This is a genomic window from Paenibacillus sp. FSL P2-0173 (genome assembly GCF_038008045.1).
Lineage (GTDB): Bacteria > Bacillota > Bacilli > Paenibacillales > Paenibacillaceae > Paenibacillus > Paenibacillus polymyxa_B.
The window spans coordinates 1-15246 of sequence record NZ_JBBOYK010000003.1 but is presented as its reverse complement, the minus strand read 5'-3'; the positions used below and the strand labels follow the sequence as shown (position 1 = coordinate 15246).

Below are 15246 nucleotides of genomic sequence, written 5' to 3'. Positions count from 1 at the left end.
GTACTGAACATTAGAATCAGTTTAATAAATTTTATTTTGCTCGCATTAACTGATTTTACCCCAGCTAATCGGCAAACTGCTTTACACAAAAGCCCCCGATTTTTTTCGAGGGCTTTTGTGTATGCATCGACATCTGTATTGAATTAGAATAGATCTGGATTATCAGGGTATATTTTTTTGAATTGTGAACGTATAAGTTCAATTTTTTCTTTCGTGATGGATGATGTCTTTTTCAAGACTATGGTTTTTACGTTATTATCAAGAGTATAGCTCTTTAAAGGTATATAATTATTTTTAAGAGATCCGTTCATTACCTCTTCTGCGAGAATACCTACAACTTTTTGACCACTTTCACCTAAATGGTATTGTGTAGGTGATGCGATCACGACATAATCGGACTCAAAAAACGACACTGGAAAGCCATCTCTTAAATCAACGTGATGGGTCAGATTCATAAATGGAAGAGCGTTGCTATTGTCAGGCATTTCAATCTGTCTGAGTATGTCATCATTAAGAATTCCAGAGCTAGACAGAACATATACTTTATGCTGCTCTGATGAGATTTCCTTAAGATAAGCCGTTAATTGTTTTAAAACAGGTATATCCGTTCTTACTCTAGGTGTTTGTTTAAAGTCACTGAATAAAGAAGAAAAATAGGTAACAGGTCGTGCATTTACATTAGTGAACGTTACCAAGAAATTACAAGCGACTAAATAAACTATAATAACTAAGAAAACACTTTTTGCATACTTTATCTTGGACAAATAGTTTAGAATAAGAATAACGCCACAAATAAATAGAATTAATACGTTCACTGTAAGAAGATAATAATGCTGAGAAGCTAAGCTTTGAATTCTTGTAAAAAGAAAGTACGTAATAAATAAGTTCGTAACTAGAAAGATTGATATATACCTAGTTGTACTAATAAATAACAAGCCTATGCAACCAACAAGAGCTATCAGAAAAATGAAGGCACCATAATGATAAAATAAATTCTGTAAGTTACTTAAGACGTCACCAAAATAATAAGCTGAGTAGGCGTTTTTGAAGTTATTGGTTAGGGCTCTTTGAATAAATTCATTGAAGAATATAATAAGAAATAACGCGCTTGAAGATCCTATAATGAAAAAATTTAAAATAACCTGCAAGAGCTGTTTGAAGCGAAACTCTTTTTCTAGAATCCATTTGAACAAAAAAGCGATACTGATCGAGCCAAAAAGAGATACGATCCAAAACCCATACCATCTTCTTGTGAATGTTAGTAATACCAAGCAAGCTGCTAAGAGTAAAACTGCTTTTAAATTTAAGCGTTCAAAATCATTATTAAATAAGATAACAAGGGACAAGCAAATAAAAATGAGTCCTATAGAATCCAGATATCCACCTAACATAGGAGCTATCATAATTGGAAAGGTAAATGTAAGTACAAAGATCATAAAAACGTTCAACTTTGTGTTTAACTGGATTTGATCAGCAATCTTGATACATAATAAGAAAAGTATCAAACAAGAAGGATACAAGAAGCAGGTATAGATTGCCAAGACATAGCTCATGTAGCTTGTACCTAAGAACTTTAATGGTAAAGAGAGAAAGACTGTTGGGAAAACGGAATAATCGTCTCTTAAAATGCTTGCATAGATTTGTTTAGATGCTGCTATAAAATCTGTACTTAAAAGGTTATTAAATTGTATGGACGTATTCCAATAGGCTGAAAAGTCCCAATAATAAATGAAATGCTCCCTTTGAAGGAATGCGTAAATGAATATTATCCCAACTAGATAACCGCCAAAAGCTAGGTATTGCACCATTATTTCTTTCTTGGCATATGTTAAGATACCACTAATGTGTAAAATGTATGTAGCACCTATGACAAACGACTGCGCAATATTTAGACCGAATAATATGGAAATATAGTAAGAATCGACTTTAAACAGTATTAGAATCGGGATAAGTAGCCACATCAAAACCAAATAGGACCAAACAAAATTTTTATTAACTCTCGATAAATTCAAAAGCATATTCCCTCCCAATATAGTGTGCTTATTAATCTTATAGTAATCATAAATGAAAGTATATACTCAAGATGTTGGAGGTTTCGTGAATGATAATAAAGGAAGTACTTTCAGGTGCAAAAATCATTGAACCCGTGGTTCATGGTGATCACCGTGGTTTTTTTATGGAAAGTTACAATGAACAGATCATGAAAGAAAACGGAATAGATCATGCTTTTATTCAGGATAACCAATCCTTGTCTGCAGAAGCCGGTGTGATTCGTGGCTTGCATTACCAACTTAATCCTAAAGCGCAGACCAAACTCATTCGTGTGCTTTCTGGAGCTATCTACGATGTGATTTTGGATATTCGTAAAAGTTCTCCGACGTTCGGTCAATGGGTCGGAGTCATCTTAAGCGAGCATAATAGACGTCAGCTACTGGTGCCTAAGGGGTTTGCTCATGGGTTCTGTACGCTTGTTCCTAATACGCAAGTGCTGTATAAGGTAGACGAGTATTATTCACCTAAAAATGATCGTGGAATTATGTGGAATGATCCTGCACTAGGGATTGATTGGCCAACTTCTCATGCTATTCTTTCGGAGAAGGATCAGAAGCATCCAGCACTGGCTGACGCAGACATTAATTTTGATTAGAGGAATAATAAGATTTAGGAGGTCTGTATGAAACTTCTTGTCACCGGCGGGGCCGGATTTATAGGCAGTAACTTTGTATTGTATATGCTAAAACACCATCCAGATTACGAAATTGTAAATATAGATGCTCTTACCTATGCAGGTAACCTGGAAAATTTGAAATCCATTGAAAATAATCCCAAACATAGCTTCATCAAAATAGATATTACCGACGCACAAGCGATTGATCAGTTGATGGAGCAGGGAATCGATGTGGTAGTTAATTTTGCAGCGGAGTCACATGTGGATCGGAGTATTTTGGAACCGGAAGTGTTTGTGAAAACAAACGTATTGGGTACGCAAGTGCTACTGGACGCAGCCAAGAAATATAACGTGACCAAGTTTGTACAGGTATCAACAGATGAGGTGTACGGTTCTCTGGGAGAAACAGGATTGTTTACGGAGGAAACTCCGTTGCAGCCTAATAGTCCTTATTCTGCATCCAAGGCAGGTGGCGATCTGCTAGTTCGTGCATATCATGAAACCTTCGGTTTACCAGTGAATATCACGCGTTGTTCTAACAACTATGGTCCATACCAGTTTCCTGAAAAATTGATCCCGCTAATGATCTCACGTGCACTGAGCGATCAACAGCTACCTGTATACGGGGATGGCTTGAACATTCGCGACTGGTTGTATGTAGAGGATCATTGCAGTGCAATTGATCTGGTCATTCATCAGGGTAAACTGGGTGAAGTATACAATATCGGGGGAAATAACGAGCGGACAAATGTGCATATCGTCAAAACGGTATTGGAGGAGCTGGGCAAGCCAGAATCTCTGATTTCGTATGTGCAGGATCGTCCAGGTCATGACCGCCGTTATGGCATTGATCCAACGAAGACGATGAATGAGTTGGGCTGGAAGCCAAAGCACTCTTTTGAAACCGGCATTAAGGAAACGATTCGCTGGTATTTAGACAACGAAGAATGGTGGACTCGCATTCAATCTGGCGAATACCAACAATACTATGCAAAGCAGTACGGTTCCCGCTTGGGGGATGCGTAGAATGAAGGTATTGGTTACTGGAGCATCCGGCCAACTTGGTAAAGACGTAGTAAAGGTTTTTCAGGAGCAAGGACATGATGTCCTGGGTTACGATCGGGAACAATTGGATATCACGGATTTGCAGCAGACCGTGAAGGTTGTAGGACAATATCAACCTGACGCCGTAATCCACTGTGCAGCGTATACAGCTGTGGATGCAGCAGAGACTGATGTAGACGGGGCTTATCAAGTCAACGCGGCAGGTACACGTAATATGGCACTGGCTACGGAAAAGGTTGGAGCCAAGCTGGTTTATATCAGCACAGATTATGTTTTCGATGGAAAGGCAAAGCAGCCATATCATGAGTACGATAATACCAATCCGCAGAGTATCTACGGAAAGTCCAAACGGGCGGGAGAGGTATTGACCCAAACACTTTCCTCTAGGTATTTTATTGTTCGTACATCTTGGGTTTATGGATTGCACGGGAACAATTTTGTCAAAACGATGCTGAAGCTTGGTCAGGAGAAGCCGCTCCTGCAGGTGGTGAATGATCAGAAGGGTTCACCTACCTATACAGTGGATTTGGCACGTTTCTTGACGGAATTGATTCAAACGGAGAAGTATGGCGTATACCATGCATCCAATAGTGGCTCCTGTACCTGGTATGAATTTACGCAAGCTATTTTACAGGATGCGGCGGAAATATTAGATGCCAAGATCACAGCGAAATTGGAGCCGTGCAGCACAGAGCAATTCCCCAGACCGGCAGCGCGGCCACGCAACTCTGTTATGGAGCATATAGCGATCCGAACCAACGGGTTAAATGATTTGCGCGACTGGCGTGAGGGATTGCGTGATTTTTTGCAGGAGTGTCTTAGTAAATCCGAGTAATTAAAAACCTTATTATAAATATCAACAATCTCCCATCAGTTCATGATTGGGAGATTTTATTATATTAAAGCCTATGTTGATTAAGGACGCTGAGCATTATAATGTATAAGCAGATGGAACCTATTGTCCCTCTATTACACATTTTAAAAGAAGGAGGTCATTACTCTGAACAGACCTAACATACAAATTTTATTGTCTACATATAATGGAGCAGCTTATTTAGATGAGCAAATAGAAAGTCTCATCAATCAAAAAGACGTAGAAGTTCAGATTCTAATTCGTGATGATGGCTCGACAGATGATACGGTTGCCAAGTTGAGAGTGCTGAAGCAACGTTATCCTCAACAGATTATTTTATGCCTCGAGAGCAATGTAGGGGTTATTAAAAGCTTTTTTGATTTGATTCAAAGATCGTCTGAGGCATTCGACTATTACGCTTTTTGTGATCAGGATGATGTGTGGATGCCGAACAAACTTGCTCAGGCTGCGGCTCATCTGAGGGATCAGGATGGAAGCCGGCCGCTGATGTACTGTTCTGCTACACAAATGGTCTCTCAATCATTGGAACCACTTAAAGTATGGCCAGCTGACATCCCACGACCTGTATCCTTCTATAATGCTCTCATTGAGAATGTGTGTGTAGGTTGTACCATGGTGATCAATACAGAAACACTCAAGCTCGTGAAAAAAAGAATTCCGACTTCTTTGGATAACATTATTATGCATGACTGGTGGATTTATTTATGCACCTCCTCTTTTGGTGAGGTTGTTTTTGACCCCGAGCCGTCCATTTGGTATCGGCAGCATCAAAACAATGTGCTAGGAGGTTCTACCGATGGCTGGGTTAGCAAGTGGAGGAAAAGACTAAGTAGATTTATAAAAGGAAAAAATCGCTATATTTTAAGCAAACAAGCCCAGCAATTTATTCAACTTTATGGACAAGACATGTCTCCTCAAATGTATAAAGATATGGATCAATTCCTGGACAGCTACCAAAAGAGCGTATTTTCTCGTATGAAATATATTTGGCAGTCTCCATTTTATAGGCAGTCACGGTTGGACAACTGGATTTATAAGTTGGTTTTCATAATGAGGAAGTTATAGAGGTATGGAAAGAAAAATATTGAAACTTTTTTCCATATATGAGCGTCAAATAGTCAAAGGTGCAAATGAATACTAGATAAAATACCATCGAATGCGTGTTCCTTTATGGAAAAATATAGTATAATTGAAACGTGCAACCGATAGAGCTGGCAAGGGCGGTCGGCTAACTCTCCCGAGGAGGGGGGTGAAGCCTGTGACAGTGTTTGAGGCGCTCAGTTTAATGCTGACGTTCGGGGCGTTAATCGTCACACTGTTAGAGTTTAACAAACGAAAATAGACCGCCCCCGCAAGGAAGGGTCTATTTTCGGCCTGATTGTTCCAAAACCGTCCGCTCTTGGAGCGTTGGTTGCGCAGGGGCTGGCTGGCACCAGCCCTTTTTCCATGTATATCTTACCACGATGAATTTTAGACCTCAACCGAGGATTTTACAAAAATCTAATAAACGACTCCCAATGAACAATATATAGATCGAAATGGTTTCGTTTGTCTATATTTGCACTTTGGAGCGACAGGAATCGAATTTTGTGAAATTCTACTAACTATGTAAGGTTACAAGTTATGTGCTTTTTTGCGCCCCGTGGTCTGCGCGGTATGCTATAATAGGCGATAGTAGAATAGATTACTGAATTTGTCAGGAGCGTTTTAAATATGGATGTAAGCATACTGGTCGTCAACTATAATACGTGTCAATTGACGCTGGATTGTTTGCAATCGGTGTATGCGTCAAAGTCGCAGTACCGATATGAAGTGATTGTTATTGATAATCACTCCAGTGACGGATCTGTTGAGGCTATTCGTGCTGCATACCCGGAGATTACGTTGATAGCCAATAAGAATAATACAGGTTTTGCCAAGGCGAACAACCAGGGGATGGAAGTAGCCAGCGGGCGTTATGTATTGTTATTGAACTCCGATACGTTGGTGCAACCGGACACGCTGGATACAATGATTCAGTTTATGGATACGCATCCGGAGATGGGGGCATCGGGTTGCAAGGTCATCTTGCCGGATGGATCATTAGACAAGGCTTGTAAGCGAGGATTTCCAACGCCGTCAGCTTCTTTTTACTACGCTTTCGGCTGGTCGAAGCGTTACCCGGATAACCCGAAGTACAATCAATATCAACTTGGGCATCTAAGCCCGGACGATGAGTATCCTGTAGATGTACTGGTAGGTGCTTTTATGCTGGTGCGCCGGGAGACGATTGACCAGGTCGGGGGTTTGGACGAAACCTTTTTTATGTATGGTGAGGATATTGACTGGTGTTACCGGATTAAGCAAGCTGGGTGGGGCATTTACTACTACCCGCGCACATATATTATTCATATCAAAGGGGGCAGCGCGCGCCGTCGTCCTTTGAAAATTATTTATGAGTTTCATAGAGCAATGTGGGTATTTCATCGTAAGCATTATAAACAGCAATACAGTTGGATCACCAATATGGCTGTATATGCGGGAATTACCGTGAAATTTGGAATGGCCTTTCTAAAAAATAAGTTGTCCGCACCGGTCAAGCCAGACGGCGGGGAACAATCTCGTACTGAGGTGAAAGCATGATACGCAGAAATCAGCGTTTTCTAACCCAATTATATATTGTGGCGGATTTCGCGGTCATTCAGTTGTCCTTTCTGATCGCTTGGTTTTTCAAATTTGAAAGTGAATGGATCACCTATAAAGAACCGCTTCCTATTCAAGTATATGGAGGCTGGAGCTTAATCTACGGCCTGATTGCTGTAGTGTTGGGGATGTTATTTTCGCTCTATTCGCCCAAACGCAAAAAACGGTTTGCAGACGACGTATTCCGCGTCACCCAGATTCATATCGTTGGCCTGTTCGTGCTATTGAGTGTGATGTTCTTCGTGAAGCAAATCGACATTTCGCGGTCCTATTTGGCAATCTATATGGTTGGAAACGTGCTGCTTATTTTGTTTTACCGATTTTTTTTGAAGCAAGTTCTTAAAGCTCTCCGTCAAAAAGGGTACAACAAGCAATTCATGCTTATTCTCGGGGCGGGTACTCTAGGCCAACGATTTTATCATAACCTTGGACAGTATCCTGATCTGGGATACGAGGTAGTGGGTTTTCTGGATGATAAGCGGCATTGGAGTGAAGAGGAAGAGGCACATTTTCGCCCGATTCTTGGAGGCTTAGATCAATTGGAGGCTACGCTGTCGCGTCTGATGATTGACGAGGTCATTCTGGCGCTGCCGCTGGATGCTCATGATAAGTACCCCAAGATTATCAACATGTGTGAAAAAGCTGGAGTGCGCACGCTTATAATCCCCGACTTTTTCGATTATTTGCCGGCTCGCCCGTACTTTGACAACTTTGCAGGTATGCCGATGATCAATGTACGGGATATTCCACTGGATGTGGCGGGGAATCGATTGTTTAAGCGTCTGTTCGATATTTTATTCTCTTTATTCGCGATTCTCCTGACCTCTCCGATCATGCTAGGGGTGGCGATTGGTGTGATGATTACATCCAGAGGGCCAATCATTTTTAAGCAGGAGCGGGTAGGCTTGAACCGTCGCACCTTCCGAATGTACAAATTTCGTTCGATGAAGGTGCTGCCCCCTGGAACTGAAGATACGGGCTGGACGACTGCTAATGACCCAAGACGCACACGTTTTGGTACTTTTATTCGTAAAACGAGTCTCGACGAGTTGCCGCAATTTTTCAACGTTCTGCTGGGTGATATGAGTGTCGTTGGTCCACGCCCAGAACGACCCTATTATGTGGATCAGTTCCGTGAGGAAATTCCAAAATACATGGTGAAGCATCATGTTCGTCCTGGAATCACAGGCTGGGCACAGAGCAACGGGTTGCGTGGAGATACATCTATTGAGGAACGGATTAAGCATGACATTTTCTATATTGAGAACTGGTCGCTCTTATTCGATATTAAAATTATTTTCCGTACGATTCGCAATGGTTTCAAGAACGCGTATTAATCCAGAGTCACCCTTCGGTTTAGCCGGAGGGTGTTTTTGCGTCTGGCAGTTGTTTTGAGTATGCGTATGTGGGGTATTGACCTGTACGAAAAGGATGTGACACCCTATGAAACGATTGATTGCTACGGTCATTCTTTTAATGTTAATCGGCACATTTTTACTGGCTTACAAAGGGCAATCTACAGAAGAACATACTGGCTTTACCACGCACCGTGTGATTTCGCATGCCATGGGAGCCGTTGATGGTTTGGCCTATACTAATGCGCGTGAAGCGTTTGTGGAAAATTATAAAAAAGGCAGCCGCGTATTCGAGGTCGACCTGATGTTTACTTCGGACGGACATTTGGTGGCGCGCCATGAATGGACAGAATCCTTTACAGAGCAAATGCAACAGGAACACGCAGTTGCTACAGAACAGGGCGGAAAACCTTGGAGCTATCATCAATTTAAAAACACACCCATACACGGTTCCTATACTCCAGTAGATTGGAAGGATGTATTGGATCTATTGGAAACATACCCGGATGCTTATATTGTGACCGATACGAAAGAACAGGACCCTGCCCAAATCAAACAGTTGTTTGCACAACTGACCCGTCAGGCACAGGAGAAAAACCCCGAGCTTTTGTCCCGTATTGTTCCTCAAATTTACAATGAAGAAATGCTGCAAACGTTGCGGAGTATTTATCCCTATCCATCCGTTATTTATACGCTCTACGCCACAGAGGATAAAGATGACCAGATCATTCGATTTGTACAGCAAAATGATATAACGGCAGTAACTTTACCAGAGAATCGGGTGAGTGGTGCTTTAGTGGAAAGTTTGCGCCAGGCAGGAGCAGTGTGCTACGTGAATACCATTAATGTGTTGAAGGATGCGGCTGAGTATGAACAGATGGGTGTGCGAGGTTTCTATACAGATATTTTAACGGAAAAAGAACTTAGTAAACGCAGTTGGTTGTATGCGCTACGACCATGAGCTGTCTGAACGGGGTGTTCCCATTTGATACGAACATTGACACCTTTTAAGCACTGTCATAGACTTAGCATAGAACGCTTTTGGATATTGGAATTCGGCTCGACTGGATCATGACAAAAGCAATGGATGATGGAGGAATGTGTGTTGGCAGATTCAATTCAATCATGGAAGCATGTGTTTAAGCTTGATCCTGACAAGGAACTGGATGATGAGGCACTTGACGCCGTGTGTATGTCTGGTACGGACGCCATTATGGTAGGAGGTTCATCGGGTGTAACCTATGAAAATACGGTGGATTTGCTGTCACGGGTTCGGCGTTATGAGGTGCCGTGTGTGCTTGAGGTGTCCGATCTGGAGGCTGTAGTGCCAGGGTTTGATCTATATATGATTCCCATGGTACTGAATACCACTGACAGTAATTGGATTCTAGGGCAGCACCAACGTGCGATTGAACAGCTTGGTTATGTGATCCCGTGGGATTTGCTTGTGGCGGAAGGATATATTGTTTTGAACGGTGATTCCACGGTCGCTAAGCTTACCGGAGCAGATGCTTCGCTGGGTGCTTCATCTGCCGCCTCATATGCACAGATTGCTGACAAGCTCATGCATCTGCCGATTGTATATGTGGAATATAGCGGTGCTTTTGGGGATATGGAGCTGGTGCAAAAAATACATCGCAGTACGGAGCGCTCTCGTGTCCTATACGGGGGAGGAATCGTGGATAAATCTACCGCGTTACAAGCGGCTGCGGTTTGTGACACCATTGTAGTAGGTAACATCATTTATCGTGACTTGGCGAAGGCGCTGGAGACGATAGCTGTGAAATTGGAAGTATAGAACGTGAATTTATGGAAGCTCAGGGAAAGGAGCATGCACGCATGCAATCAATAGATATACATGAGGCGGTAGCTCGCCTTAATCCGCCTCAGCGTCAGGCTGTGGAGGCGGTAGATGGTCCGCTGCTGATTATGGCTGGCGCAGGCAGTGGTAAAACACGGGTGCTCACGCACCGAATAGCTTACCTCATCGCGACCCGCAAGACGGCTCCATGGGGCATTTTGGCGATTACCTTTACGAACAAGGCTGCACGTGAAATGCAAGATCGCGTATCCAAGCTGATTGGCCCACAGGGAAGAGATGTTTGGGTATCCACCTTCCACTCGATGTGTGTGCGTATTTTACGTCGGGATATCGAGCGGATTGGCTTCACCTCCAATTTCAGCATTTTGGATTCTACGGATCAATTGTCTGTCATTCGGAGCTGCATGAAGGATCTGAATATAGACACCAAAAAGTTTGAACCCAAAGCGGTTCAGTCTATGATGAGTACGGCTAAAAATGAACTGGTCACTCCCGAAATGTATGAGCGCAAGATTGGTGACTATTTTGAGGGGATTGTGGCGAAGGTATATACCAAGTACCAACAACGGCTCAAAAACAACAACTCTCTTGATTTTGATGATTTGATCATGGCAACGATTCAGCTATTTAAAGAAGTACCTGAGGTACTGGATTTCTACCAGAAGAAATTTCAATACATTCATGTTGATGAATATCAGGATACGAACCGTGCGCAGTACATGCTGTGCAAAATGCTGGCCGACAAGCATCACCGGATTTGCGTAGTAGGTGACAGTGACCAATCCATCTATCGGTGGCGGGGGGCGGATATTAGCAACATTTTGAATTTTGAAGAGGACTACCCGGAAGCGCGCACCATTTTGCTGGAGCAGAACTACCGGTCCACCTCAAATATTCTCAATGCTGCCAACGAAGTTATTGGTCAAAATACAGGCCGCAAGCCGAAGAAACTATGGACTGACAAAGAAGGCGGAGCCAAGATTAAAGTTTACCGTGCTGACTCCGAGCATGATGAGGGCTACTTTATCGCCTCAGAAATTCATAAGAATATTAATGCGGGCAAAACCTATAGCCATCATGCCATTTTATACCGTACGAATGCTCAGTCTCGGGTTGTCGAGGAAATTTTGATTAAATCGGATATTCCTTACCAGATCGTGGGCGGTATCAAGTTCTATGATCGTAAAGAAATTAAGGATTTGCTGGCGTATCTTCGCCTACTCTCCAATCCTGACGACGACATCAGCTTGATCCGAATCATTAATGTGCCAAAACGAAGCATCGGAGACACGACCGTCGGTAAATTGCAGGCAGCTGCAGCGGAACGTGGAGTTTCGATTTTCCGTGTCCTTCAAGTTGTAGACGATTTGGGCTTTGCAGGACGTACGCGCAATGCGTTGGTAGAGTTTTACGATATGATCGAAGGTTTAAGTCGGATGGTAGACTACCTGTCGGTTACCGAGTTAACAGAAAAAATGTTGGAAACCACCCAATATCGATTGGAACTGCAAAACGAGAATACACTTGAGTCACGCTCGCGTTTGGAGAATATTGATGAGTTCCTGTCGGTAACCATGGAATTTGAAAAAGGAGCGGAAGACAAGTCACTCGTCTCCTTCCTGACCGACCTTGCTCTGATTGCCGATATTGATTCCATGAATGACGATGAAGAAGAGCAAAGCGATGCGGTTGTATTGATGACCATGCATAGCGCCAAAGGACTGGAGTTTCCTATCGTATTTATTGTCGGTATGGAGGAGGGAGTATTCCCTCATAGTCGTGCTTTTCTGGATAACGAAGAGCTGGAGGAAGAGCGCAGATTGGCGTATGTCGGGATTACCCGTGCAGAGGAGCAACTGTTCCTTACATGCGCACAGATGCGCACTCTGTTTGGCCGCACCACAGCTAACCCGCCTTCCCGCTTTCTCGAAGAGATTCCGGACGAGTTAAAAGAGGATACGATCATTAAACGTGACCGCTACCGCCGTTCAGGCAATGTAGGCGGATCTTATGGTGGGCGCGGACTGAATAAAGGTAGTGGCAGCAACTTTGGTGGAGAACGCTCGTTTGATACGATGAGCCGCAGTGGTTCGTCCGCTTCCGCGTCACCCCGCGTAACAGTAACGACATCTTCATCTGCGAAAGCAACTCCGGCTGCTTCGGCAGGAGGCCCCTCCATTTTTGCGGCTGGAGACAAGGTACAGCATGGCAAATGGGGGATTGGAACCATTGTCGCTGTAAAAGGGACGGGTAATGATATGGAGCTTCAAATTGCTTTCCCGGCTCCAGTAGGGGTTAAACGACTGCTGGCTGGCTTTGCACCAATTACAAAAGTAGAATAAATCTCAAACATCATTAAATCTCGAACCTCATGAGTGGCAGCTTGGCTTAGGCCTCTGCCCTGATGAAGTTCCCGGAGGGATACGCCTGCATGAACCCAATGCACAGGATGGAGCAGCTTGTTGCTGAACTGAACACATATAACTATCATTACTACACACTGGATGAACCCAAGATCAGCGACAAAGAATATGATGTGCTTTATGACGAGCTGGTAGCGCTTGAACAGACGAGCGGTCTTGTGCTGCCGGATTCGCCGACACAGCGTGTGGGTGGGGAGTTACTCAAAGGTTTCACACCGCATCGCCACCTTGCCCCATTATGGAGCCTTGATAAAGCTCAGAATATGGAACAGCTGCGTGCATGGAACGCGCGTGTTGTTAAACTGGTCAATGATTACAATACCAAGAACCCGGAGCAACCTTTGCCATCTCCAGGCTATGCAATAGAACTTAAATTTGATGGACTGACGCTGAACCTGACGTATACAGATGGACAGCTGGTACAGGCTTCCACCCGCGGTAATGGCGTTGTGGGTGAGGGAATACTGGCACAGGTGAAGACGATTAAATCCGTACCACTTACAATTCCTTTTCGAAATGGAACAATTGAAGTACAGGGAGAAGGGATAATGAATCTCTCTGTATTGTCCAAATATAATGAGACTGCCGTGGACCCTCTTAAAAATGCACGCAACGCCGCAGCTGGCGCTTTGCGTAACTTGAATCCCAAAGTGACAGCTGAACGACGATTGAATGCATTTTTCTACAATGTGGGATATGCAGACCGTATCCAATTTGACAGCCACCAGGAAATGATGACTTTCCTGCGTGAAAATCATTTTAAGGTAAACCCTTACCTGACTTACTTTGATAATTTTGAAGATGTAATGGAGCAACTGATTGAGATTGAAGAATCTCGTGCCGGATTGGATTATCTCATTGATGGGGCAGTATTGAAAATTACAGATATGCGCACACGTGAGGCTCTCGGGTATACCGATAAATTCCCACGCTGGGCGGTGGCATATAAGTTCGAAGCTGAGGAAACGACAACGGTGCTTAACTCGGTTGAGTGGAATGTAGGACGAACCGGTAAAATCACCCCACTTGCAAGGGTAGAGCCGGTAGAGCTGGCGGGAGTCACTGTACAAAATTGTACACTGAACAATGCTGGTGACATTGAGCGCAAAAACCTGAAGTTTGCTTTGGGGGCACGTGTGTTTATCCGTCGCTCAAACGATGTCATTCCGGAGATATTAGGAAAGGTAACGTCTGAGAACGACGGTGAGGAAATTGTCGTACCAGATCATTGTCCAGCCTGCGGGTTTCCGTTGCAGCAGCGAGGTGCCCATTTGTTTTGCGACAATAAGCTGGGGTGTAAACCACAAATTGTGGCTCGTATTTCCCATTTTGCTTCACGTGATGCTATGGATATTGAGACATTCAGTGACAAAACGGCCATACAGCTACATGACGAACTGGAAGTGCGCGAGCCTGCGGATCTGTATACACTCCAATATGATGATCTTGTGAAGCTGGAGCGGTTTGGTGAGAAAAAGGCCAGTAACCTCTTGGCGGCACTAGAAAAGAGTAAAGAGAGAGATTTGGCTTCTTTCCTTTATGCTCTGGGTATACCGAATACCGGTAAAGCGACAACACGTATGTTGGCTGAACATTACCGTGATTTGCACAAGACGATGTCCGCTACGGTGGAAGAACTGATAGAACTACCGGATGTAGGCGGGATTGTAGCCGAAAGCATTGTGGCTTTCTTTGCCGATCCATTTACTCAGGCGGGAATTGAAAAGATGCTGTCTCTAGGGGTGAAAGCTCAAGCCCCTGAAGCTCCACAGGAGAAGAAGACAGACAGCTTTTTCAGTAGCAAAACGGTCGTGCTTACAGGTACCTTGCATCAGCTTACGCGTGAAGAAGCTGTATCCAAGCTGGAGGCGCTTGGAGCCAAAGTTGCGGGGTCTGTATCGAAAAAGACGGATCTAGTCATAGCTGGTGAAAAGGCTGGGAGTAAGCTGGCTAAGGCCCAACAGCTCGGAATTGACACCATAGAAGATGAGGATGAATTTATCAGACTGCTGGAACAAGAATAAATAGTTTTGCAATGAGTGCAGTCATTCCGCTCTGGGGCGGGGTGGCTGCCTTATTATCTGTTGTATCGTAGGAAATAAAATAGATATAAATAAATGCTTGCTAAATAACTTTAGGCATGATATATTATTAGACGTTGCTTTGAGAATAACATTTCTTGAAGCGAGGTTGCTGAAAAGATAATCAAAAAAAGATTTGACAAGAAAGCAACTCACATGGTATGATCTAATTCCTGACTCGTTGAACGAACGAGAACAGACAAGTTCTTTGAAAACTGAACAAATGGATGATGAAATAAAGATTTCTTCTTTTATAAAGAAGGATCGCTAGCATTA

The 15246-nt window shown here is 43.4% G+C and carries 12 protein-coding genes; 11 read left to right on the top strand and 1 reads right to left on the bottom strand.

What is annotated here, in order from left to right; translation table 11 throughout:
- Positions 1-143 precede the first annotated feature (143 nt).
- Positions 144-2018, bottom strand: a complete 1875-nt coding sequence (locus MKX30_RS16435; protein ID WP_340857629.1) for a hypothetical protein — start codon at positions 2016-2018, stop codon at positions 144-146.
- An 83-nt stretch (positions 2019-2101) separates the two neighbouring features.
- Here MKX30_RS16435 and rfbC point away from each other — a divergent pair, with 83 nt between their 5' ends.
- The 11 genes from rfbC (at position 2102) to ligA (ending at position 14913) form a co-directional block, all read left to right on the top strand.
- The gene (gene rfbC / locus MKX30_RS16430; protein ID WP_071558174.1) at positions 2102-2647 is read left to right on the top strand and encodes a dTDP-4-dehydrorhamnose 3,5-epimerase; all 546 of its coding nucleotides are present in this window, start codon (positions 2102-2104) and stop codon (positions 2645-2647) included.
- Between the two features lie 27 nt (positions 2648-2674).
- Positions 2675-3694 (top strand): dTDP-glucose 4,6-dehydratase, encoded by a 1020-nt coding sequence (gene rfbB / locus MKX30_RS16425; RefSeq protein ID WP_071558175.1) that lies wholly within the window; start codon positions 2675-2677, stop codon positions 3692-3694.
- A gap of 1 nt (position 3695) precedes the next feature.
- Positions 3696-4568, top strand: a complete 873-nt coding sequence (rfbD, locus tag MKX30_RS16420; RefSeq protein WP_068938835.1) for a dTDP-4-dehydrorhamnose reductase — start codon at positions 3696-3698, stop codon at positions 4566-4568.
- 192 nt (positions 4569-4760) lie between these two features.
- A complete protein-coding gene (locus tag MKX30_RS16415; protein WP_445671564.1) occupies positions 4761-5672 on the top strand; it encodes a glycosyltransferase family 2 protein in 912 nt (303 codons plus the stop codon).
- 184 nt (positions 5673-5856) lie between these two features.
- Positions 5857-5949, top strand: coding sequence for a putative holin-like toxin (locus MKX30_RS27415; RefSeq protein WP_219727884.1), 93 nt, complete (start codon positions 5857-5859; stop codon positions 5947-5949).
- Positions 5950-6320: 371 nt separating this feature from the next.
- Entirely contained in the window at positions 6321-7229 is a 909-nt protein-coding gene (locus tag MKX30_RS16410; protein ID WP_340959090.1) for a glycosyltransferase family 2 protein, read from the top strand.
- Positions 7226-8626, top strand: coding sequence for an undecaprenyl-phosphate glucose phosphotransferase (locus MKX30_RS16405; protein WP_075154819.1), 1401 nt, complete (start codon positions 7226-7228; stop codon positions 8624-8626). Before MKX30_RS16410 ends, MKX30_RS16405 begins: the two co-directional genes overlap by 4 nt.
- 106 nt (positions 8627-8732) lie before the next feature.
- Complete coding sequence (locus tag MKX30_RS16400) at positions 8733-9605, top strand: phosphatidylinositol-specific phospholipase C/glycerophosphodiester phosphodiesterase family protein (protein WP_341063015.1); 873 nt, start codon at positions 8733-8735, stop codon at positions 9603-9605.
- Between the two features lie 126 nt (positions 9606-9731).
- Complete coding sequence (locus MKX30_RS16395; RefSeq protein WP_341063014.1) at positions 9732-10442, top strand: heptaprenylglyceryl phosphate synthase; 711 nt, start codon at positions 9732-9734, stop codon at positions 10440-10442.
- A gap of 41 nt (positions 10443-10483) precedes the next feature.
- Positions 10484-12808: a DNA helicase PcrA gene (gene pcrA, locus MKX30_RS16390; RefSeq protein WP_023990577.1), complete on the top strand. Its 2325-nt coding sequence runs from the start codon at positions 10484-10486 to the stop codon at positions 12806-12808.
- An 89-nt stretch (positions 12809-12897) separates the two neighbouring features.
- Positions 12898-14913: an NAD-dependent DNA ligase LigA gene (gene ligA, locus MKX30_RS16385; protein ID WP_279835315.1), complete on the top strand. Its 2016-nt coding sequence runs from the start codon at positions 12898-12900 to the stop codon at positions 14911-14913.
- Positions 14914-15246: the final 333 nt, after the last annotated feature.